18 protein-coding genes and 1 riboswitch are annotated in these 21,957 nt (G+C 49.5%); of the genes, 2 read left to right on the forward strand and 16 right to left on the reverse strand.

From position 1 onward, the window contains the following. Positions 1–319: 319 nt before the first annotated feature. From cydC to MKY64_RS15430, 6 genes are all read right to left on the reverse strand, one after another. Positions 320–2,041: a thiol reductant ABC exporter subunit CydC gene (gene cydC, locus MKY64_RS15405; RefSeq protein ID WP_340954042.1), complete on the reverse strand. Its 1,722-nt coding sequence runs from the start codon at positions 2,039–2,041 to the stop codon at positions 320–322. Continuing rightward, positions 2,038–3,798: a thiol reductant ABC exporter subunit CydD gene (gene cydD / locus MKY64_RS15410; protein ID WP_340954044.1), complete on the reverse strand. Its 1,761-nt coding sequence runs from the start codon at positions 3,796–3,798 to the stop codon at positions 2,038–2,040. The genes cydC and cydD overlap by 4 nt, the downstream gene beginning before the upstream one ends. Then, on the reverse strand, positions 3,799–4,812 hold the full coding sequence (locus MKY64_RS15415; protein WP_340954046.1) for a cytochrome d ubiquinol oxidase subunit II: 1,014 nt from the start codon (positions 4,810–4,812) through the stop codon (positions 3,799–3,801). It lies immediately after the preceding gene. Beyond that, positions 4,809–6,176 (reverse strand): cytochrome ubiquinol oxidase subunit I, encoded by a 1,368-nt coding sequence (locus MKY64_RS15420; protein ID WP_340954048.1) that lies wholly within the window; start codon positions 6,174–6,176, stop codon positions 4,809–4,811. Before MKY64_RS15420 ends, MKY64_RS15415 begins: the two co-directional genes overlap by 4 nt. 278 nt (positions 6,177–6,454) lie before the next feature. After that, positions 6,455–7,987, reverse strand: a complete 1,533-nt coding sequence (locus MKY64_RS15425) for a carboxylesterase/lipase family protein (protein WP_340954050.1) — start codon at positions 7,985–7,987, stop codon at positions 6,455–6,457. 182 nt (positions 7,988–8,169) lie between these two features. After that, entirely contained in the window at positions 8,170–9,702 is a 1,533-nt protein-coding gene (locus MKY64_RS15430; protein WP_340954052.1) for an NAD-dependent epimerase/dehydratase family protein, read from the reverse strand. Positions 9,703–9,873: 171 nt separating this feature from the next. Here MKY64_RS15430 and MKY64_RS15435 point away from each other — a divergent pair, with 171 nt between their 5' ends. After that, positions 9,874–10,434: a TetR/AcrR family transcriptional regulator gene (locus tag MKY64_RS15435; RefSeq protein WP_340954054.1), complete on the forward strand. Its 561-nt coding sequence runs from the start codon at positions 9,874–9,876 to the stop codon at positions 10,432–10,434. Between the two features lie 39 nt (positions 10,435–10,473). On the opposite strand, the gene MKY64_RS15440 is transcribed toward MKY64_RS15435, so the two are convergent. Next, a complete protein-coding gene (locus MKY64_RS15440) occupies positions 10,474–12,309 on the reverse strand; it encodes a beta-L-arabinofuranosidase domain-containing protein (RefSeq protein WP_340954056.1) in 1,836 nt (611 codons plus the stop codon). A gap of 154 nt (positions 12,310–12,463) precedes the next feature. On the opposite strand from MKY64_RS15440, the gene MKY64_RS15445 reads away from it, so the two are divergent. After that, a complete protein-coding gene (locus tag MKY64_RS15445; RefSeq protein ID WP_081751131.1) occupies positions 12,464–13,312 on the forward strand; it encodes an AraC family transcriptional regulator in 849 nt (282 codons plus the stop codon). Positions 13,313–13,434: 122 nt separating this feature from the next. Here the strand turns inward: MKY64_RS15445 and MKY64_RS15450 are convergent, their stop codons facing one another. The 9 genes from MKY64_RS15450 to MKY64_RS15490 all read right to left on the reverse strand — a co-directional run bounded on the left by MKY64_RS15450 (position 13,435) and on the right by MKY64_RS15490 (position 21,946). Beyond that, positions 13,435–13,578, reverse strand: coding sequence for a hypothetical protein (locus tag MKY64_RS15450; RefSeq protein ID WP_340954061.1), 144 nt, complete (start codon positions 13,576–13,578; stop codon positions 13,435–13,437). Between the two features lie 253 nt (positions 13,579–13,831). Then, positions 13,832–15,190, reverse strand: a complete 1,359-nt coding sequence (locus MKY64_RS15455; RefSeq protein ID WP_340954063.1) for a TrkH family potassium uptake protein — start codon at positions 15,188–15,190, stop codon at positions 13,832–13,834. 26 nt (positions 15,191–15,216) lie between these two features. Continuing rightward, positions 15,217–16,032: an alpha/beta fold hydrolase gene (locus MKY64_RS15460; RefSeq protein ID WP_340954065.1), complete on the reverse strand. Its 816-nt coding sequence runs from the start codon at positions 16,030–16,032 to the stop codon at positions 15,217–15,219. Between the two features lie 7 nt (positions 16,033–16,039). Next, positions 16,040–16,173: riboswitch (cyclic di-AMP (ydaO/yuaA leader) on the reverse strand. Beyond that, positions 16,172–16,531 (reverse strand): monovalent cation/H(+) antiporter subunit G, encoded by a 360-nt coding sequence (gene mnhG, locus MKY64_RS15465; protein WP_081751132.1) that lies wholly within the window; start codon positions 16,529–16,531, stop codon positions 16,172–16,174. (Overlaps the previous riboswitch by 2 nt.) After that, complete coding sequence (locus tag MKY64_RS15470; RefSeq protein ID WP_036725027.1) at positions 16,521–16,814, reverse strand: Na(+)/H(+) antiporter subunit F1; 294 nt, start codon at positions 16,812–16,814, stop codon at positions 16,521–16,523. Before MKY64_RS15470 ends, mnhG begins: the two co-directional genes overlap by 11 nt. Further along, positions 16,814–17,296 carry a Na+/H+ antiporter subunit E gene (locus MKY64_RS15475; RefSeq protein WP_340954067.1) on the reverse strand — a complete coding sequence of 161 codons (483 nt, stop codon included), beginning with the start codon at positions 17,294–17,296 and terminating at the stop codon, positions 16,814–16,816. Before MKY64_RS15475 ends, MKY64_RS15470 begins: the two co-directional genes overlap by 1 nt. Positions 17,297–17,301: 5 nt before the next feature. Beyond that, the gene (locus MKY64_RS15480; protein ID WP_340754634.1) at positions 17,302–18,777 is read right to left on the reverse strand and encodes a Na+/H+ antiporter subunit D; all 1,476 of its coding nucleotides are present in this window, start codon (positions 18,775–18,777) and stop codon (positions 17,302–17,304) included. Then, positions 18,774–19,106, reverse strand: coding sequence for a Na(+)/H(+) antiporter subunit C (locus MKY64_RS15485; RefSeq protein ID WP_036725033.1), 333 nt, complete (start codon positions 19,104–19,106; stop codon positions 18,774–18,776). The genes MKY64_RS15480 and MKY64_RS15485 overlap by 4 nt, the downstream gene beginning before the upstream one ends. Further along, positions 19,094–21,946: a Na+/H+ antiporter subunit A gene (locus MKY64_RS15490; protein WP_340958088.1), complete on the reverse strand. Its 2,853-nt coding sequence runs from the start codon at positions 21,944–21,946 to the stop codon at positions 19,094–19,096. The genes MKY64_RS15485 and MKY64_RS15490 overlap by 13 nt, the downstream gene beginning before the upstream one ends. Positions 21,947–21,957 lie beyond the last annotated feature (11 nt).

Raw genomic sequence — 21,957 nt, forward strand, 5'->3', positions numbered from 1 at the left:
ACTGTAAATCACAAAAAAATTCCATTGACTAACTATGTATTATTTTGCATAAATATGCATTTTACAACGGATTGGTAGACTTCAGAGTAGTGATAATTAACTATTACCATTAAAGGGGATGAATAGGTATAAAGTAGGGAGAATTAGTATAGGAGGTAATATTTACATTTAACAAGATAAAAATAGCATATATCCCAAAATTAAAATGTGACTTTCTTCACCAAAAAAAGGCTCACCTTAAGGTGAGCAGCATAACCATATCGATGGTCGCATTGTTAATCAATTCACGAATAATCGCCTCGCGGTAGAGACCTTTTGCCTATAGCTCTCCAATCATTTGCAGCTCTATTTGCTTCATACGGTACAAGTAGCCCTGTTGCTCCATTAGCTCCGCATATGAACCTGTTTCAATGACCCTGCCCTGCTCCATGACGATAATCCTGTCCATGCTTTCCAGGCCGGTAAGCCGGTGGCAAATGAGCAGTAAGGTATCTCCGGCGGACTGTTCGTAGAGATGGGTTAACACGCGCTCTTCCGTTACATAATCCAATGAGGAGGTCGGTTCATCCAGCAGCCATAGCCGTCCTTTGCGGAGCATGACCCTCGCCAACGCCAGACGCTGCTTCTCACCGTCGGACAGGTTCTCTCCTTTTTCAAATACGGCATCGGTTAATGCCACATCCGGCAGTTGGGCCTTAGCGAGAGCTTCTAACAATACTTCGTCAGATGCTTCTTCTCCATTCAGCAGCAGGTTGTCACGGACTGTTCCACGGAAAAAATGACCTTGCTGTAAGACGACATTCGAGGCTTCCCAAATGCCTGACTCATCCAGCTCTTGTACCGGAATGCCGTTCAAACGTATGTCCCCGGAAACAGGCGTGCGCAGCTTGAGCAGCAGCTCGATCAGCGTTGATTTGCCGGACCCGCTCGGTCCGACCACTGCCGTTCTGGAACCTGCCGGTAGCTGCAGCGACACCTCTATCAGTGCAGGCCGCCACTCGTCATCATATTGGAACGTAACACCGGACAGCTCCACCGGCACAGCCGCTCCTTCAGGCAGGGAGCGGTCCGGCTGCACAGGTAAATCAGTGGCAGTCAATACGGTTTCAGTCAGCCTTTTGGCCGCATGCTCACTGTCTTGCTTATAGGCTGGCAAAGTGGCCATGGCTCCAGCTTCTTCAAACACCGTCTGTGCGGCCATCACAAGCATCGCTAAAAACACGCCAGCCAGCGCACCCTCCATAATTAGATAGGCCCCAAGCGTCAGTACACCCCAGGAAATAAAAAAGGTTACAAAGGTGTGCATCGCCTGTCCGCGCAGCAGATGACCTGCTGCACGCTGCTGATCTGCTGTCAGTGCTGCCGAAGCCGCCTGGAGCTGCTGCTCCCGCTGCGGCAATTGCCCGTACACCTTCAGATCGCGGAAGCCGTACAATACCTCGGTGACTTCCGTTGACAGCAGCGCCCGCTGCTTACGGACGCGGCCGTGTATCGCCCGCTGGCCCACCAATACGATTCCCGGTACAACCACTGCTGTCAGCAGCATCCCTATTACGAACAAGCAGGCCATCCAGAATGAATAAGAGGCACTGAACACCATGGTTGCCAGAAAGACCGTGATGACTATCACCGGCGGATAAGCGACACGCAAAAAATAATTCTGCAGGCTCTCTACATCGCCGACAATCCGCGCCAGCAGATCTCCGCTGCGGTTCTTGTTCAAGATACCGGGCGTTAACGGGATCAGCCTGGCAAAAAAGCCTGTGCGCAAACGGCTAAGCATGGAAAAGGTTGCTCTGTGCGAATACAGGCGTTCCCCGTAACGGCTTGCCGCCCGGAGCAGACCCAGCAGCTTGACCAGCGCGGTAAGAACGATCAAGGTATAGAGCGGCGGCATAAAGACCGTCTGTGAAATCAGATACCCGCTTGCGGAGAACAGGGCCACACCGGCAGCGCCGGCAATAAACCCTCCCAGAATCGACAGGAGTATATCCTTCCGCTCTGCTATCATGGCCTTGGACAAAATCGCCAGCTCGTTCATGCTGATCCTCCTTTTCGCTGAATATTAACCATCTCGGCATATTGAGGCACACGTTCAAGGAGCTCGTCGTGAGGTCCTGCCGCCGCTAATACGCCATGGTCCATAAACAAAATGTGATCCGCTTGCCGGATCGTATACAACCGGTGTGCGACTGTGATCATCGTTGCCTTTCGAGCCAGCGCGGTTATGGAGCTTTGCAGGATTTGTTCGGTCTGCAAGTCGAGGCCCACCGTAGGCTCATCGAACAGGATCAGAGCCGGACGTTTCAAAAAGGCCCGCGCTAAAGCAAGACGCTGCTTTTCCCCTCCCGACAGTCCCCTGCCGCCTTCCCCGACGTAAGTGTCCAAACCCTGCTCCAGCCCGGCAACAAGCGTTGAAAGTCCCGCTTCCTCTGCGGCCTGCCTAATTTCTTCCCTGAAGACCTTACGCCCGGCACCGATGGCGATATTCTCAGCAAATGTGCCGGCAAAAATATAGGGGTGCTGCGTAATATAGCTGACCTGCTCAAACCATGAGTCTTCCTCCCACTCCGACAGCGGGCTTCCGTTCACCAGCACTGTCCCGGATACCGGCTTCAGCAGTCCGGCAATGAGATGGAGCAAGGTTGTTTTGCCCGAACCGCTGTGGCCGACAATCGCAACATGCTCTCCCGGTCCTATGGAGACGGGTCCGGCCTTAAGCTCAAATGAACCGGGTGCATATTGGAAATGAACATTCTTCAGCTCTATGGATGGCGGCATCCGCAGCAGCTTGGCTGAGGACTCTTGGCTCCCTTCCGGCTGTGTGCCGGTGCCGCCGCCCATTTCCGCAAGCATCTGCTCCACCTTACGGACTGCCCCCATACTGGTCCGCCCGCTGTGAAAAGCGGTGCCTGTATTCTTGAGCAGGTTAAAAAACTCGGGAACAAGCAGCAGCACAAGAAAGGCCGTGTGGAACGGCATCGATTTGAATACGAGCAGTTGAATAGCCAATTCAAGGGCAACAATCCCGATGCTCAGCATGACGATGGTTTCCAGCATAAAAGTATTCGTAAAGGCAACCTTCAAAATATCCATGGTCGCGTCACGGTAACCCAGGCTGCTGCGCTCAATCTGCTGCTGCTGGCGGCGGGATTGTCCAAATATTTTCAACGTCACGAGCCCTTGAAGCGAATCCAGGAACGTACCGGAGAACTCTGCAAGCTGCGCATATTTCTCTTCGGATTTGTTCTTCGTTTGCAGTCCCACCAAAATCATAAACAGCGGGATGAACGGTGCCGTAAACAGCAGAATGAAGCCGGTATTCGCATGTAAAACAAACGTAACCGCCAGAATCAGAACCGGGATGATCGCTGCTTCGGCCATCCGCGGCATGTAGTGACTGAAATAGCTGTCCGCCTCGTCCACTGCATCCAGAGCCACACTGACCTTCCCCCCTGTCTGCCCCCGCAGCGTTGAAGGCATGGAGGCACGGGTAAGCTTCTGCAGCACGGATGAACGCATATTTGCCTTAGCGGCGGCTGCCATAGCCAAGCCTATTCTTCCATTTCCGTATAACAGCAAAGTGCGGATCGCCATCACTGACAGCAGAAGAGCGAGCAGCAGAGCAACCGAGGATAAGGAAGCCTTCTCCACGAACACCCGCTGGACCGCTTCCGCCAGCAGCCCGGCCTGACTTACAATCGCAATGCCGAGCATGAGCGACAGGAGGGTCAGCATAACCAGCCGTTTTCGTTGCCCCGACATTTGCTCAGCGATCAGACTTGTTTTGCTCTTCATTTATTTCTTTCCTTTCACATAGTCTGCGTCAAAGAGGAACAGCTTGAACACCAGAATCAGGGAAGGAATGAGCAAGCACATACCCCCGATGAACACAATGACCAGCGCCAGACCCATAGCCGGTGAAGTGATGCTGTTCTCAAGCGTAATGAACGGGTCCAGAATATAAGGATATTGCCCGATTCCGTAAGCGAAGAAGGCGCATAGGAATTGCAGCATGATGCTTATGAACGCCAACCCGTAACGGCGTCCGCTGTACAGCAGCCACATGGCAAGCATGAAGAAAGCAACAGACAGCGCAAGCAGCCACCATAAATCCATCATATTTTGAAAATGCCGCTCATTGTGCTGGCCCAGATAAATAAAGGCCGTCAGCGCGATAACAATGGTCGGCGTGCTCCAGAACAGCGCATAAGTACGCATAAGCTTCAGCGCGGGTTGATCCTCTGCCCGGGAAGCATAAAAGGCCAAAAAGGAGGCGCTGATGAACAACACAGATACAATCGCCAAGCCTACAATGCTCCATGATAAGGGGTTAGTGAACAAGGCCCAGTAATCCAGAGACACGGTCTCTCCCCGCTTAAAGATAAAGCCGCCTTCCGACAGGGTAAGTGCCACTGACAAGGACGCGGGAATCAGCAGGCCCGAAGCGCCGTACAGGAACAGATATACGATGTTATTTTTGGAGCCGTAATTCTCGAACGCATAGAACGAACCGCGGATCGCGATCAGGATAAGCGCAATGCTTCCCGGAACAAGCAGCGCCGAGCCGTAATAATAAGCGGTATCCGGGAAGAAGCCGACAAGTCCAATGTAAAAAAAGACGAAAAAGACATTCGTAATCTCCCAGACAGGCGATAAGTAGCGGGAGATCAAACGGTTAATCAGATGATCCTGCTTCGTCAGCCGGGCATAAAAGGCAAAGAACCCGGCTCCAAAATCAATAGAGGCCACAATTAAATAGCCGAATAAAAACAGCCAGAGCACTGAAATTCCAATCAGCTCATAACTCATTTTGCATGCTCACCCCTTACTGTTGATTTGCCGCCGGGATGCTGATTCCACTTCTCCATCTCGGTTTCCGCCGGATTGTCCTTGAACATGCGCCGCAGCACAATCACACATACCGTGCCTAACAGGATGTACAGCAACAGGAATACGAAAAACAGGATTCTTACGCTCGGTGATGTCGTAGCCCCCTCTTCTACACGCATGTATCCCCTTAAGATCCAGGGCTGCCGCCCAATTTCAGCGTAGAACCAGCCTAGCTCGACTCCCACAAAAGCAAGCGGTGCGCCTAACGCGATCACGCGAAGCAGCCATTTGTTATGCTCATTGCGTTTTTTCCAGAAGACAAACAGGAAGTACAGGAATGAAATGCCTAATAGGGCAAACCCGACACCGACCATCAGATCGAATAAATAGTGAACCAGGAGCGGCGGCTGCTCATCCGCAGGGAATTCATTCAGACCGGTCACCTCTGCATTGAAATCGCCAAAGGCGAGGAAGCTGAGAAATTTGGGAATATGCAGTGCGCCCAGCACCTCGTGCTCGGCGTTAAGCCACCCCAGCAGAATCAGATCGGCTCCGCTTTCCGTTTCAAAATGCCACTCTGCCGCAGCCAGCTTCTCCGGCTGATGCTCAGCCAAAAATTTCGCCGACGTATCTCCAGCCAGAGCGTTCAGCAATCCAAACACCATCACCACAGCCATCATCAGCTTCAGCGCTTTTTTATGGTATTCCGAGACTCCCTTTCTGAGGAGTGCAAACGCGGCGATACCCGCCAGCAGTGCGGCTCCGGTCAGATAGGCAGAGCTTAAGACATGGAACACCTTGGAGAACGTCGCTGTATTCAGCATCGCCTCCACCGGATTCACCGCTGTGAATTGCCCTCCGGCCATAGCAAAGCCCTCAGGCTGATTCATGAACCCGTTTACGGTCGTGATAAAAACAGCGGACATCCCGGCACCGGCAACAATCGGGATCGTAAGAAGCCAGTGGATATACGGCTTCTTGAACCGGTCCCAGGTGTAGAGGTAAATGCCCAGGAAGATCGCCTCAAAAAAGAAAGCAAACACTTCCATAAATAACGGGAGCGCAATCACGTTACCGGCCAGCTTCATGAAATTAGGCCAGATCAAGGCCAGCTGCAACGAAATCGCCGTACCGGTCACCACGCCCACGGCCACAGAAATGACAAACCCGCGGGCCCATCTCTTGGCCATCAGTGTATAGTGAGGGTCTTTTTTGCGTATGCCCATGAATTCAGCAATGGCGATCATCAGCGGAACCCCAACGCCAATTGTTGCGAAAATAACGTGGAATCCCAGTGTCAAGCCTGTCACCAGTCTGCTCCACAGCACGGTATCGATGCCCATTACGTTAGTGCCTCCTTATAAAAATCGTAGATATTTTGAATTATTATATCTTTAATTTTAACTAAATCGGCTCCGGTCACCTTTTTGCCTTCAAACGTTCATGAAAGCATCAACTCTTTATTACATCTTGGTGAATACAGCCGAAACTACTCTATCGGGCTATTGTTTGATAGAGAATAACATGCTACGGGACTGTCCAGTAATAAAAACAGCGGCAATCTAAGACTCAATAAATAAAGTCTTAAACTGCCGCTGATCCTATCAAGAGCAGAATCCCCTCAGACCGGACTGCCAGTCTTCTTGAAGTACTGCTGCACCAGAAAATTCATGATCTCGCCGGGTTGTTCTCTGGAGAACTCCGCCTTGTCAGCGAACAGCATCCCGTAAGGCACTTCCGGGGTATACGGCTCCCAGCGCGGCAATTCTTCGCCGGTGGAATCCGCGCCGTTCGGATCTCCGGTACGGATGAAATGCGCGGTATAATTGCACATCTGGCGGGCCAGATCATAATGCTTGCCGACAAACGGCCGCCAGCACTTGGCCAGCGTCTCGAAGAAGAACCACAGATCCACCGAGTGGAAGGTGCCCGGGTTATCCCATCCCGGAATCTCCGCATCGAAATTATAGTAATAGAGCGGGGTTTCGCTTCTGGTATCCGCATTCGCCTGCCCGGCGATCCGGATGGCGTATTCGATCCCGCTTACCGCTGCCCGCTCCACCGCTTCCTGAACAGCATCCGGCCTTGCGCCGCTAAGCTTCAGGAAGGTCTCCGCATCCTCCCCGAACATGTCCGCCGCAAGCTGCTTGAGCTCCCCGTAGGACTGCACCTTCGGAGTGCTGAAGAACTCCGAGGAGGTATGGCCGAGCATAACCGGCACCTTCAAGCGTCTATTCTGCACGAACAGATCGAACGGATTCCCCACCTGGAACTTCTGGTCCGCAACGGTGCCCCAGAACCCGCCAAGCGCCACTGCCTTGTCCCGCAGATAGACCGCATCCAGCTTCCGCGCTTCCGCAAGTGTGGATACACCCAGGTACTTGAAGAACTCGATGCCATTCTGCTCTGCCTCCTGCAGTGTCCCCCGGAGCGGCGGCAGCAGGGTTCCCGGATACAGGTCCGTGAAGATTCCGCTTTCAACAATCGCCCGCTGAAACAATCCTTCGTTCTGCGGAGAGGTAAGCTGGCTCATGACACTGCCGCCGCCCGCTGACTGCCCGCCGATGGTGATGTTGTCGGGGTCACCGCCGAACGCAGCAATGTTGCGCTTCACCCAGCGGGTAGCGGCCTGCTGGTCAAGGTTGCCGAAGTTGGCAGGCGCCTCCGGTGATTCCGCGGTAATCTCGGGATGGCAGAGGAAGCCGAAGATATTCAGCCGGTAGTTAATCGTCACCACCACAATCCCTCTGCGGGCAATCCGTTCTCCGTCGAACTCCATCTCTGCCGGATGGCCCACCTGCAGCCCGCCGCCGAAATACCATACATAGACGGGTAGCTTCTCGTCCGTCTGTTTGGCCGGGGTCCATACGTTCAGGTACAGGCAATCCTCGCTCATCGCAATGTCAGGCTCCACCGCCCACTCACGGGTATAGATATTGTTATCATCCAGCTCCTGTCTGACCTGCATGGAGACCGGTGCGAACTCGTGGGCCTGAAGTACACCCTCCCAGTCTTCGGCAGGCTGCGGTGCCCGCCAGCGGTTCTCCCCTACAGGCGGTGCTGCAAACGGTATTCCCTTGAAGCTCGTAATCCGGGGATCGGCTGCGGGTAAGCCTTTTACCGTGCCATTCTCCACATTGACCATTCTAAGCATATTACCGTCTCCTTTACATCCACATCGTTGCTTACCCCCAAATTCTAATAGACCCCTTGCCCCAAAACAATGATCTAAGCAGGGCCATAATTGATCTATTCTAACATGCTTGTGCTCCACACCGCCGAGAACGAGCCCATAATTATAATATAAAAAAAGGATTGAGAGTAATGCTTACCCGGTCATAGATTAACTGCGACATCTAATTCTGATACAATTTTTTTATACTCGCGTCCATCCTCCTTACCTTGAATCGGGTTCCACACTTGGGCAAAGAACGGTTCCCGCTTCGCACGCTCTTTGTAATTCCAGCTCTCCTGTTCGCACTGCGGGCAGAAATGTCCGCCCTCTAGGACCAGCTTGGGACTGGCGCTGAAGGTATGTCCAAACGCACATTTGAAATCAAGCTGCCCCGTCCAATCTCCCGTTGTCATGTCCGTAGAGAGACATTCACCACCGCGGAATTCCGCTGCCCCCCTCATATCTTCAATATTTAATTGCGAAGCCGGCTGATCCTCATCGTAACCATGGTCAAGCTTGATGGCTTGGTCCCACTGGGAGAAGCCCTTCATTTCAGACAGCTTGGCAGGGATAGCCTCCCAGTTCTGTTTGCTGCCCCAAAAAGCGTCAATTTCCTCAATGGCATTGTCTTCAATAAAACGCAGAGTTCCGCGCTTCTTCAAAGCCTGCTTTTTCATCGTCCGCTTAATCATTGCCCCCATGAATTTTTGCCCTCCGGGCAGCTTTGTGATGACCTTCGCAACGGGTACAAGTGCGCCAAGATTATCGAGGTAGCATTGATAGAAATACTCCATGGAGTCACGGCGGAAGTGCAAATAATTCTCCAGCTTATCGGAGTCCAGATAGTATTGTCCGTGAAAGTTCCTCGTTGCATACCATTTAGGGTCGATCACATGATCGAGATTCGTTATACCAAGCTTGCCATAGAGCACCCGGTACATGTCCAGTGTACTGACCCGGCAACTTTCACCCCCGCCAATGTTGTAAATATGCTGCCAGAAGCCTTGAGCCAATTCTCCGTCAATATCCTGAATGCACAGATTCCGCATTAAGCGTCCTGAATCCCGGTCAGACACGTATTCCAGTACATTGTCCAGACAATTATGGAACATAATCGGATCTTGAATCTTGCTCATCTTCGGACCCATAATCCCTGTCTGCCGGAGACTCACCCAATAGCTTAGTCCTGATTCAATGACCATACGCTCGGCAGCAATCTTCGATACCGCATAGTAATCATAGACACTTGGCTTAAGCGGGTCTCCCACACGCCCCCAATGAATTGGCGGCATACGGTCACCTGTTTGTGCAACTGTACCTATACTTACCAAGCGGGTGATCCCGGCACGGCCGCTTTGCTTAATGGCATCGATGATGTTTCTCGTTGAACCATAATTTATCCGCATAGCCCGTTCGGGGAATTCGTCAGCCGCTGGAGATACAAAAGCAGCAATGTGGAGTACAATATCTGCTTCCTTTACACATTCGTAGACCAGGTCCCTATCGAGTAAATCACCGTAGACAACCTTAACACCTTGTATTCCCTCATATGCTTTCAGGTTCTGACGGCTGTTAGGATGATCTAAATCGAAGAGTATTAACTCGCATTTTCCCAAATCGTTTATCAGCAGCTTCAGCGTTTCATTCCCCATGTTACCCGCTGCACCTGTGATCATGACCCGTTTTTTCTCCATCCTCATTCACCTTCATCATCATTGTATTGACAATTCATTCGTCTACCTTCAGAATACAGACACAGTGTCTATTTAACAACCATCAGTCTATCGTCAATTTGCTGTAATCTGGACACTTGCGTGGATTGTGTCTATTGTCATAAATAAATTTTTCATGGAGGCGATACCGCAATGAATCAACGGGAACGATTAACCAAGTTGCTCTTGAAGCAAAGTCTGATTCGCCTGCTACAAGACAAAGAGATAAGTCAGATCAGTGTGAAGGAATTATGCACTTCTGCGGGCATCAATCGGTCCACCTTCTATTTGCATTATGCTAATGCATACGAGTTGCTTGATAATCTAGAGCAAGAGATTATTGACAACACTAATGAGTACCTGATCAAAATAGAAGCCAGTGAAAGTGCAGTCACATATATTTTAGCTTTTCTAGATTACATCAAAAGAAATGAAGAACTCTTCACCGTTATGCTGTTCAAAACAAATGATGATGTGTTCTTCCCAAAGCGTTTGCTTAATGAAATACTTATGAGCATTGACAATCACCTTCAGCTTAAGATTCCTGAAGATATGAAGCCTTTTACTTACGCTTATTTAGTGAATGGAAGCTTAGCCATCATTAAGGAATGGATACGGACAAAATTCACAGTATCAAGCCATGAGCTGGCTCAGCTCATTTGCGCTTTGGATGATCATGCTTTAATGGCCTTTAAGGCTTCTGATAAGAAGTGATGATTGGGAAGCTTCCAACACAGCTCTTGCAGCCGCGCCTTAGCCGTTATATTTAACGCGGCATCCTTCTGTATACGCCGTGCTTCCATCCTTGGCCGCTGAAAACAGGCTGTCAGGATTCAGTTCCCCTTTCAAGTCCAGATAAACTGTATACACCTCTTCCTCGATACGATATAACGGGATGAATTTTACCGGATGGCCAAGTAGGTCAACCACCTCAAATTCCAGCAGCTCACTTGGAAGTCTGGTGAATTTACTATTCATAGTAACCGCTGAAAGGTCCTGCAAATGCGCAGCTTGACCCATCTGAGCGAGCAAGATGCTGCCATACATCACTGCCGCACGATTCTCAGAGCCTTTTAGCGGAACTAAATGCAGGGAGGCATTGATGTCAATTTCAATCGTATCCTGATCATAGAATACACGCTCAATAATGAAGTAGTTATTCTCCTTCTTAGGGGAGCAGAGAACCGAGTTGATTTTAACAGCTTTGACTGCATGCTCCTTGAATATCATCCGAAATTCAACAGGTTCGGCAACTTGAATGGTAATTGTCGAGGTTGACCCATCAGGGAAAGCAGTTTGCTGAGTAATTGCAGCATTCTTTTCCTTCCAGATTACACTTGAAGAGATAAAAGCATTCAGCAGCAAGGCATCCCCGTTTTTAAACCAAATATTTCTTTGGAGCTCACTCATAGCTTCAATTCCAGATGCCGTACAGCACCAGAAGGAATCGTACGGCGTGCTGAAATTTTTGACGGCGGAGCTCCCCATTGGCTGATGATACTGGGATAACCCGGTTTGGCTGCTCGAGCTGTTTAGGATCGCGTTATATTTCAGCGATTCCAGATGATCCAGATATTCTATGGAAGCAGACCACTTCAACAACTGTTCCAGGATCCTTTCGGTATTGTGTGCACAGCAGCTCTCGCTTTCGCCGCCGGTCAACGCATCTTCCAGCTTGTTATATTCCCCCCAGTGTTCTGACTTCTCCGATACTTTATCTTTGATAAAAGCCGTAGCTTTCGAGCTGTTATTGCCATTCGCAAATGTTCTTCCCTTCAAAAAATCATAGAAATTCAAAGAAGCCGACTTGTACTTCTCCTCCCCCATAAGGTTATAACGGTGCATCGCAGCAAGAACCATGGGTAAGTGAGTGTTGGCATGCAGGTTATCAAGTACATCCTCACCGGCTGCCAGGGGCTCCAGGAAATAATCCCGGTCGAACAGCTTGGCCAGCTCAAGGAGCTGGGGATCTCCTGTGATCTCATGCAGGGTGTACAAGGCGTCGCCAATCCCCCCGAATTCGTTCACCGGATTCAGCTTCGTACAACGGAGTATCCCGTCAATTTTCCAGAAGGATAACTTCTCGAATCGTCTGCGTATATAATGCGCCAGGTTCAGGGCCAGGGTCATGGCTTTGGAGCTGCCGAGACAGATGTGACAGTCCACCAGTCCCTGTATGATTTTGTGCAGAGTATAATAGGGCGCCCATACATTCCTGTTCTCTTCGAACTCCAGAATATCGAGTGTATCTTCTTCGAAGGCACTCAAATACCCGTTTGGCTTCGCACATAACTCCATAATATCAATAATCTCAAGTGCTTTTGCCTTCAAAACCTCATCCCGGTCCCCAAATCCGAATTTGGCACAAGCCGACAGAAAATGTCCGGCTAAATGTCCCCGGAGGCCAACCTCCACGGCTTCCCATCCGCCCAGGGGCTCTGCAGAAGACCCCATTCCCGCATTGATTCTAAATGTGTGCATAAGCCGGTTCGTATCAAACTCAGTAATATACTTTTTAACAAGCGCTCTGCGGCACGCAAAATCCCCGTCAGTCAGCCTTACTTCATCCAGACCAAAGTTAGCATACAAGCTCGGACACCTCAGTTTCTATAAAATAATAGTGCAGCGTAGAACTCCTGCATCTATATTTTATAATGCCGGACATCTATAATTGAATTCATCACCTTTGGTTAACCTATACTATTTTCAGATTTTGTATCTGTTTATGTAAGGAGGATAAGGCATGCACAACAACGTGATATTACACTTCGATAAAGTATTGAACGTACAAGATTTGGGTTCCCATAGGACTGAAAGCTTATATACGCATCCTGACAGGAGGCTGGAGTGGGAAGTTTTCCTCTATTTGGCCGATGGGCAAATGGAGGTCTGGGAGGAAGAAACGGAGTATCTCATCCGCAAGGGAGAATTTCTGTTCCTGAAAAGCGGTCTGCATCACTGGGGAGAACCCCGCACACCTGCGGGCACTTCATGGTACTGGATTCATTTCTTCTGTAATTCCGAGGGAGAAGCGGAGCAGAACGGTAATCCATTAAAAGGAAAACCATTATTAGAAGAATTCCGTAAGTGCATTACACTTCCCAAGCACGGAAGGATCTCACACCCCGAGAAGCTGGAGAAGCAGCTGAAAGCCGCCGTTCAACTGTACAATACAACAGATCCGCTCCGCACCATCACGCTATGCCTGCAAACGATGGAGCTGTTCATCACTCTCTTCAGGCAGTCTCTTCACCAGTCCCCGCTGAGCAAGTCGGACCGGACGGTAAGCAGAATTATCGGATTTCTTGAACAAAAGGACAGCTACACCCTCAATTCACAGGAGCTTTCCGCTTCTCTGGAGATGAATTACAGTTACTTGTGTGAAGTCTTCAAACATAAAACAGGGAGCACCATCCAAATGTACAATGCCCAATTCTTCATGGACAAAGCAGCAGGAATGATGCGCAACACAAATCTGAATGTCTCCGAGATCAGCGAGCGGCTCGGCTTCAACTCCCCCTTTTACTTTAGCCGGGTATTCCGCAAAGTGAAGGGCTGCTCCCCCTCAGAGTATATGAGCAGGATTTATTGAGAAATTGTATGGAGGGCTTGTTGTGTCTATTACACGCGGCTTTTCGAACGAACCCTGGAAATTGAACTCCGCGTCCTCCTTAGAGATACAGCCGGGAAGCCCCGGCTGTATCTCTGTCTTATTCACCTGTATAGCGAATTGCTTGATGCGCTCGCCCACTTGATCACGAACCCGCACCATTCTTTATCCTTTAACAATCCCATAATTGTAAGTCTGGTTTTGTCACCCAGTACCTTTAATTTCTCTGCCATTTCGATGTTGAACATATGCACTGTCCTCTTAGAATTCTTAAATACGTGGTACATAATTATGTACTTATATATTAGATACCATGTCTCAAAAGCAAATATTAATTCCTGCTTCCTTCCAATCGGACCCTGCATTTTATACAATACTTGCAAAATGCAATCAAATTATTTATAACTAGGTTATGAGATAAAAACATCTTCAACCCAATAAACAAAAGAAGATAGCACAATAACGTTGAAAATCATTAGAATTAGCGCAGCTCAGTAAACTTTACCCGATAAGCAGCTTATCCTCCGGATACCGATATTTTTGCTTCACATTTTTTTGTGCCAGTGCTAAAGCTAAAGTCAAAGGCCCTAGTCTCCCGATGTACATTGTAATTATGATGATGCATTTTCCCAGTGGCGAAAGTTCTGATGTTATTCCCATAGACATTCCTACAGTTCCAAATGCAGAGGTTGCTTCAAAGAGAAGCGCCAGGAAATCTTTAGGATGAGCATATTCTGTAATGGATAGAAGAAAGGTGGCTGTAAGAACTACACCCAGGGATATGGTCATTACTGCCAGTGCCCTGAATATGATATCCTGGGAGATGCGTTTTTTAAGCAGTTGCACATCTGTTTTCCCCTTAATCGTTGAGACGATACTTAACATAAGTACAGCAAATGTGGTCGTTTTTATACCTCCTCCAGTCGATCCGGACGAAGCCCCAACAAACATCAGGAAAATCATAAAAAATTGTGAGGCCGGGAGCATTGCTCCAATATCGATGGAATTAAAGCCGGCTGTCCGGGTAACAACACCCTGAAAATATGCCGCCCAAGTTCTTTCACTCCAAGAGAGAGTACTGAATGTTTTTGTGTTAAAAAGTTCAATCGCAAAAATCACCAAAAACCCTGCCATACAAAGGAGTCCAGAAGTAATTAAAACTATTTTTGTATGAAAGGAAAGATCTCTCCATCTTCTTTTCCGGTACAGATCCAGAATCACCGTGAACCCAATCCCGCCGATGATAAACAAAAAAGAGATAACAATATTAACTAACGGGTCACCCACATAGCGGCTCAGACTGTCTGGCCATAATCCAAATCCGGCGTTATTGAAGGCAGACACTGAATGGAATATTCCATAATAAATGGACCTTGTTGTTCCTAGTTCATTTGCCCATCGAAGGGCCAACACTATAGCTCCAGTTGTCTCCACGATAAATGAAATGAGAAAGATACTGAGTGATAACCGCACGACTCCTTGTGTTGTTACAGAATTAGATGATTGCTGGATAAGCAGACGTTCTTTTAATCCAATCTTTTTCCCCAAGATCACGGCGATCAAAACACTGAATGTCATAAATCCCAAACCGCCAATTTGAATCAGAAGTAGGATAATGACCTGTCCAAAATGAGAAAAATCGGTACCGGTATCAAGTACAACGAGGCCCGTTACACATACGGCTGAAGTCGAAGTAAACAGTGCTGCCAGCCACCCTATACTAAGTCCGCTGGACGAAGATATCGGCAAGGCCAGCAGCACTGTACCAAGAAATATAGGGACTGCAAAACCGAGTAAAATGATTCTGGATGAGGTCAGTCTGAGATTTGTGATGAAGGATGAGATTTTGTTAAAGAACATATCATTGGCTCCCATTATAATTCAAGTTAGTTGCCAGCTGCCGCCCGCTGAAAACTATGCTGTTCCCTAAGATAATCCAGTAATATACGGTTGAAGAGCTGGGGCTGACACAGATGAGTCGGATACATCGCATCCTCAAGGATCGCCAGACGGGCAGACGGATACTTGCTGGCTGTTCTTTTCACCTGCTCCAGCGCCCATTCATTCTGATTCCCGGATACAACAAGAACAGGAATCTGCAGCCGTAATGCGAACCCGTAGCTGTCCGTTTGTCTAAGTGCCAGCCGCTGCTTAATTAATTCCGTTGTCCGTTCATGCACAAGCTCTTTCCTGAGAATATGATAAGCCGAGAGCCACTTATTGTAGGTGATGCGCAAGGAACGGACGAACATTTCGGCAGGAAGATAATGGGCCGCCCATGCGCAGACCTCAAAGATTCCTTTCATTTTACTGCCTCTCGCCGTGTAATCCTCCTGAAAATAACTGTCCACCAATACCATATTTATTATCCGTTCAGGGTACAGATAGGCGAATTTCTGGGCGAGCACAGCACCACTGGAACAAGCTACGATAACAGCCTTCTCTACAGATAAAGCGTCCAATAACAGCTTCAAATCTTCACATTGTGTGTCTACGATCCGGCTGATCTCCACATCCATTTTACCCGATTGCCCGTTCCCTCTCAAATCGAATACGATCACTTTGGCACGCTTGCTGAAATAATCCGCTTGCGGCTCAAACAGATGATGAGAGGTCGAATAATCATGAATAAAAACAATAGGCAGACCGCTGCCCGACATCTCATAATACAGCGACGTTCCATTCACTTCAATATGCGGCATATACAGTGCATCCTCTCATGAACGCTTGCGGGGTTAGCTGCCGGATTCGGGCCTGAAAGTAGCCCTACTCGTTTTTCCCGAGATTCACCCCATGTAACCTGGTTCCCCCGCTTCCTATAAGGAATTCAGCGATTAACTATTATTTTACAGACGTTTCCTTGCTTTCTTCCCCCAGCACCTTCAGGTCATCCTGAACGCTTCCCTTCCATAAGGGCACTCCGGAACGGTAGGCAGCCCGGCCATTTAAGTGACCTGCTACCGGTGAAGTGATGAATACAAATACAATCGCCAGCAGAAGCTTGACATTAACCGTTCCGTCTTTGAACCAAAAGTACAGGAAACCTCCTGTCAGCAAACACAATACCCCGAAGGTTGCACTTTTGGTAGCCGCATGTGAACGCAGATAGACATCGGGCAGCCGGACTAAGCCGAAGGCACTTAAGCCGCAGAAGACTGCACCCATTACCACAAGAATAGAGCTAATCAGTTCACCTGTCATTGGGGTTCCCTCCATCCTCTATAACGGCTCCCCGTTCAATATATCTGGCCAGTGCCGTAGTACCAATAAACGTCAGAATCCCGATAACCAGAATGACTTCTATAAAATCCTGGGTATCCAGCAGCATACTGAAGACGGTTATCATAGCGAGTACATGAATGCCGATCGTATCGAGTGCGGCAACCCTGTCGGAGCGGGTTGGCCCTTTCAGGAGACGGAACAGGCAGGCCAGCATCGCCAGAGCCAGAATGATCATGGCCACGGTTAGCATAACTGGGATCATTAACGGGTCACCTCCCTGATCGCTCGTTCGAAAGTGCCTCTAATCTGCGTGACCATCAGCTGTGCATCTTTAATATCAATAGCATGAATGTACAGCGTCTTGCCATCCTTGGACACATCAAGAGTCAGGGTTCCCGGTGTCAGACAAATCAGGCACGAGAGCAGTGTGACCTCCCAGGGTGTGGCCAAGGCAGTCTCATAAGCAAAGATACCGGGACGTATAGCCAGTTTTGGACGGATGATATGGCCAATGACCACGAAATTCGAGACCGTAAGTTCACGGGCAAAGATCAGCAGAAGCTTCAGTACAGCCCATATACGTATGAGATAGAAGGTCCGGGGCTGGGACCTGGATTTCCTAAATAACAGTAAAAGTCCGATGCCCAGCAGATAACCTACTAAGAAGCTTGAGCCAGAGCCATTGTTATTTATCGCCATCCACAGAAAGGCAATCAACAGATTAAACAGGAATTGTAAGGCCATATTCACTACTCCTTCATTATGGCTTCAATATATAGCGCAGGTGAAGCCAGAACCTCGCCAGCCTGCGATACATAAGTATACACATACTCCGCTCCGATCCCCATTGCAATCACAAGCAGCAGCAGGCCGGCAGCCACAGCCGAAGCAACCTTCAAGCTCACCTTAGGCTGCTCTTCCTTGGGTTCATTTCCCCAGAAGGCCAGCCTGAACACCTTCATCAGGGAGAACAGCACCAGAAAGCTTGATCCCAGACCAATGAGGGACAGCGTCAGCATCCCCTCGGACAACGCTCCACGGAGGATCATAATTTTGCCGGCAAAACCGCTAAGCGGCGGAATCCCCACCAGGGCGAGCGCCAGAATAAAAAACATCCAGCCGAGGAGCGGATACTTTCTGATCATCCCGCCCATACTGCCTAGCCGGTCAGTTCCGGCTGCGGATATAATCATCCCGCCCAGAATAAACATAAGTCCCTTGGCCAGCATATCGTGCAGCAGATAGAAGACTGCCCCATTCATTGAATCTGCAGTCCCTGCAGCAAGCCCAAAGGCTACAAATCCAACGCTGATAATGACGTTATAATTCAGAATCCGCGGGATATCCCTATAAGCCACTGCCCCCAGGCTGCCCAGGATCATGGTAGCAGCAGCCATCCAGGCGATCCAGTCATGAGTGAAGCCGGGATCGTTCACGAACAACAACGTGAAGGTGCGGATGATTGCATAGAGTCCTACTTTGGTCAGCAGGGCACCGAACAACGCTCTGACAGCCGCCGGAGGTGCACTGTAGGACCCTGGAAGCCAGAAGAACAGGAATAGTCCTGCCTTCAGGGAGAATACAATCAAGAACAAAACAGCAATCACATTAAGCACGCCGCCTTGTCCCGCTTCAGCGATACGCTGGGACAGGTGCGCCATGTTGAGCGTTCCTACCGCTGCATAGAGATAAGCTACCGCAGCTACGAACAGTGTCGAGGATACGATATTAATAAGCAGGTATTTCGACGTTTCTCTTAGCTGAAGCTTGGTCCCACCGAGTGAGATGAGCGCATAAGAAGAAATCAGCATGACCTCAAAAAAGACAAACAGGTTGAAAATATCCCCCGTAAGAAACGAGCCGTATACCCCGACCAGCAAAAACTGAAAGAACGTATAGTAATAGAACCGCTCCCGCTGCTCTCCAATACTGCTGAAGGAGTAGCACAGAATCGCAAAACTGACGATCGAAGCCATCGTTACCAGCAATACAGCAAACATATCACCTACAAATACAATGCCATACGGAGGAGCCCAGCCCCCCATCTGCAGGGTCAGTATGCCCTCGGAGTGGACACGTGTAACCAGCAGCACCGCAATCAGAATGTTAAGCAGACCGCTGAGCGCACTAATCACGCGCTGAAGCCGGATCTTCTCTTTGAGAAAAATCAGGATGACAGCCGTAGCCAGCGGAATGAGAATCGGGAGCACCAATAGATTACTCATTCGTTGTCCTCCTTAATGCTGTCCATTTCATCAGTACCCCGCGTCTGATAAGACCGGTATGCGAGTACGAAAAAGAAAGCTGTGACCCCAAAGCTGATGACAATGGAGGTTAGAATCAGCGCCTGCGGCAGCGGATCAACATAGGTATCCGCCTTGCCTAGTACAGGGGCTGCCCCCCTTTTGAGCCCGGCCATCGTGAGCAGCAGCAGATGGACTCCATGCGTCAGCAAGGAGGTTCCCAGCACAATGCGCAGCAGGCTTTTGGAGAGAATCAGGTAAACACCGATCATGAACAGAATTCCGACCGCTACCGCCATTACGAGTTCCATTTCTTCTCCCCTCCGATCGATAAAATGATGGTCATCGTCACGCCGACTACAGCCAGGAATACACCAAGGTCAAACAGGACGGCAGTCGCCAGCTCCGTATCGCCAAGTACTGGCAGATGGAAGTGGCCGAACGTGTGACTTAGAAAAGGAGCGTCAAACAGGAATGAACCTGACGCTGTCAGAATAGCCAGCATGAGCCCGGAAGCTGTAAGCAGCCGGTAATTCACAGGGAGCACCTTACGTACCTGATCCATTCCAAATGCGATTGCAATGAGCATAAGCGCAGCAGAAGCCATCAAAGCCCCGATAAAACCTCCCCCGGGATGATTATGCCCGGCAAAGAACAGATACAGGGAGAATATCAGAATGACAAGGACAATCCCCTTGGAGATCGTCTGTAGAATCACATCATTGCTGCGCAGCGGCAATAGTTCTGTCTTGGAGGGCTCCAGCGGCGGCAATTCCGTCTCCATTCTCAGATGAATCAGACCATAAATGGCCAGTGAGGCGATGCCAAGCACCATGATTTCAAACAAAGTATCAAACCCGCGGAAATCTACCAGGATGACGTTGACCACATTCTTGCCGCCAGCCCGGTTGTAGCTTTCCTTCAAGAAAAACTCGGAGATCGGTTCAAAAGGACTGGTACCCATAGCCGCCAGAGCAATCAACGTCATCGTGATACCAGCTCCAGCCGCAATAATCAGATTGGGCAGCTTAAAGCGCAGAGGCTCCTTCTGCTTCTTCAGCTTCGGTAAATACCGGAAACAAAGAAGGAACAGAATGACCGATACGGTCTCTATAATCATCTGTGTGAGTGCAAGATCCGGTGCCCGGAAAAGAACGAAGAGCAGCGTCACCATATACCCCACACCACCGGTGAAAAGAATCGCGTTGACACGTGACTTGGCAAATGGAACTGCAAAGGCAGCCAGCAGCATGGCTGCTACAACAGCCAATTCATAAAAAGACAATGAGGCATACTGATCCATACCAAAGCTAATGCCCTGCTGCCGTAGCAGAACTGTGAGTAAGGAAATGATGAAAAAGCTGAAAATATAGAGCAGGTAATGGCGACCCGAACCAGTCATATAAACATCGGTTAAGCGTCTTGAACCATTCTCGAGCAGTCTTAACGAGAAGTCATACATACGGCTCAGTGCATTGGTTCCGCCGGCTTCACGGTCTAGAACACGTAACCGGGTATAGATTCTAAACAACAGCGTACCTGCTGCTATAACACCGAGGGTCATGAAGATTTCTGGTGTCCATCCATGCCAGAAATGAATAGAAACCTCAAAGGCTTCTTCCGGTGCGAGCAGCCCCGTATGAATGGAAGACATTGCCGGTTCAATCAGCGTGGCAGAGACCAGATCAGGGAAGAAAGCGAACACTACTGCAAGTGAAATCAGAATCACGGGTGACAGTAAGAGACCCAGTGGAGCTTCATGCGGAACTTTATCCAGTTTGTCCTCCCTCAGCTTGCCGCGGAAGGTCTTGAAGACAAAGATCATGCTGTATACAAAGGTAAATACACTGGCAATCCAGGCAATCACCGGAAAGAGCTGTGTCCAGTATCCTGAACTCAGGATGTCAAACTCCCGGATATTGAGTACAGAAGTGAAGAACATTTCTTTACTAAGGAATCCGCTGAATGGCGGCAATCCAGCCATAGAGAATGTCCCGATCAATGCGATAGAGAAGGTGACCGGCATGAGAGACATAAGCCCTCCAAGCTTGCGCAGATCACGGGTACCCGTCTCATGGTCAATGATGCCCACAACCATAAACAGACTGCCTTTAAATACAGCATGGTTAATGAGATGAAAGAGCGCAGCTGTAGTAGCCATCGTATAGAAAACCGCATCCCCCGTACCGGTAAAGAAGGCTGCCGCCGACCCGAGTCCAAGCAAAGACATGATCAAGCCGAGTTGACTGATCGTGGAGTATGCAAGTAAGGCCTTGAGATCGGTTTGCCGGATGGCTTTGAACGACCCATAGATCAGAGTTACCAGTCCTGTGACAGAAACCAGCCAGAACCACTCGGATTGTCCGGCATACAGCGGGGTGAGCCGCGCTACCAGATAGATCCCCGCCTTAACCATGGTCGCCGAGTGAAGATACGCACTGACCGGAGTCGGCGCTTCCATGGCATCAGGCAGCCAGATATGGAACGGAAATTGGGCGGACTTCGTAAAGGCTCCCAGGAGAATAAGCAGTATGGACGGGATAAACATTCCACTTTCTGTTAAGGTCCCTGCCTGTGCAATAATCTCGCGGATACTATAGGTGCCGGTCATTACATATAGCAGATTGAATCCGGCAAGCATCGCCAGACCGCCGAACACCGTGATCAGCATGGACTTCATTGCTCCATAGGAGGATCTTTCCCGGCGGTGCCAGAAGGCAATAAGCAGGAACGAAGATATGCTCGTCAGTTCCCAGAACCCATACAGCACCATCAGATTATCTGACAGCACCACTCCTAACATGGCTCCCATAAACAGGAGCAGGTATATATAAAACTGGCGGATCCCCTCCATGAGCTTATCCAGATAATAAATCGAATAAAGCACAACCAGGGCACCCATTCCGGTAATCAGCAGGACAAAGAGCAAGCTGAGCCCATCCAGCACGAGCGAAATATTTACCCCAAAGGACGGCATCCAGGTGATACTGTTCACAATAGGCTCTCCTGCCCGGATGGCTGGAATTCTCGTCAGGAAATAAATAAAGAGAGCTGCGGGAAGGGGCAGAGCGATCCAGCCCAAGTGAAACCGTTTATTTTGCTTCAGCAGCAGCATTAGCGCAGCAAGCAAAAACGGAAGCAGGATAATCATATGCAGCAAGG

It is taken from the genome of Paenibacillus sp. FSL R7-0210 (genome assembly GCF_038009085.1).
GTDB classification, from domain to species: domain Bacteria; phylum Bacillota; class Bacilli; order Paenibacillales; family Paenibacillaceae; genus Paenibacillus_AQ; species Paenibacillus_AQ silagei.

What these genes read in the sequence shown, in the direction of transcription:
- cydC (WP_340954042.1), bottom strand. Translation starts at nt 2,041, where the DNA reads ATGAACGAGCTGGCGATTTTGTCCAAGGCCATGATAGCAGAGCGGAAG.
- cydD (WP_340954044.1), bottom strand. Translation starts at nt 3,798, where the DNA reads ATGAAGAGCAAAACAAGTCTGATCGCTGAGCAAATGTCGGGGCAACGA.
- MKY64_RS15415 (WP_340954046.1), bottom strand. Translation starts at nt 4,812, where the DNA reads ATGAGTTATGAGCTGATTGGAATTTCAGTGCTCTGGCTGTTTTTATTC.
- MKY64_RS15420 (WP_340954048.1), bottom strand. Translation starts at nt 6,176, where the DNA reads ATGGGCATCGATACCGTGCTGTGGAGCAGACTGGTGACAGGCTTGACA.
- MKY64_RS15425 (WP_340954050.1), bottom strand. Translation starts at nt 7,987, where the DNA reads ATGCTTAGAATGGTCAATGTGGAGAATGGCACGGTAAAAGGCTTACCC.
- MKY64_RS15430 (WP_340954052.1), bottom strand. Translation starts at nt 9,702, where the DNA reads ATGGAGAAAAAACGGGTCATGATCACAGGTGCAGCGGGTAACATGGGG.
- MKY64_RS15435 (WP_340954054.1), top strand. Translation starts at nt 9,874, where the DNA reads ATGAATCAACGGGAACGATTAACCAAGTTGCTCTTGAAGCAAAGTCTG.
- MKY64_RS15445 (WP_081751131.1), top strand. Translation starts at nt 12,464, where the DNA reads ATGCACAACAACGTGATATTACACTTCGATAAAGTATTGAACGTACAA.
- MKY64_RS15450 (WP_340954061.1), bottom strand. Translation starts at nt 13,578, where the DNA reads ATGTTCAACATCGAAATGGCAGAGAAATTAAAGGTACTGGGTGACAAA.
- MKY64_RS15455 (WP_340954063.1), bottom strand. Translation starts at nt 15,190, where the DNA reads ATGTTCTTTAACAAAATCTCATCCTTCATCACAAATCTCAGACTGACC.
- MKY64_RS15460 (WP_340954065.1), bottom strand. Translation starts at nt 16,032, where the DNA reads ATGCCGCATATTGAAGTGAATGGAACGTCGCTGTATTATGAGATGTCG.
- mnhG (WP_081751132.1), bottom strand. Translation starts at nt 16,531, where the DNA reads ATGACAGGTGAACTGATTAGCTCTATTCTTGTGGTAATGGGTGCAGTC.
- MKY64_RS15470 (WP_036725027.1), bottom strand. Translation starts at nt 16,814, where the DNA reads ATGATCCCAGTTATGCTAACCGTGGCCATGATCATTCTGGCTCTGGCG.
- MKY64_RS15475 (WP_340954067.1), bottom strand. Translation starts at nt 17,296, where the DNA reads ATGGCCTTACAATTCCTGTTTAATCTGTTGATTGCCTTTCTGTGGATG.
- MKY64_RS15480 (WP_340754634.1), bottom strand. Translation starts at nt 18,777, where the DNA reads ATGAGTAATCTATTGGTGCTCCCGATTCTCATTCCGCTGGCTACGGCT.
- MKY64_RS15485 (WP_036725033.1), bottom strand. Translation starts at nt 19,106, where the DNA reads ATGGAACTCGTAATGGCGGTAGCGGTCGGAATTCTGTTCATGATCGGT.
- MKY64_RS15490 (WP_340958088.1), bottom strand. Translation starts at nt 21,946, where the DNA reads ATGATTATCCTGCTTCCGTTTTTGCTTGCTGCGCTAATGCTGCTGCTG.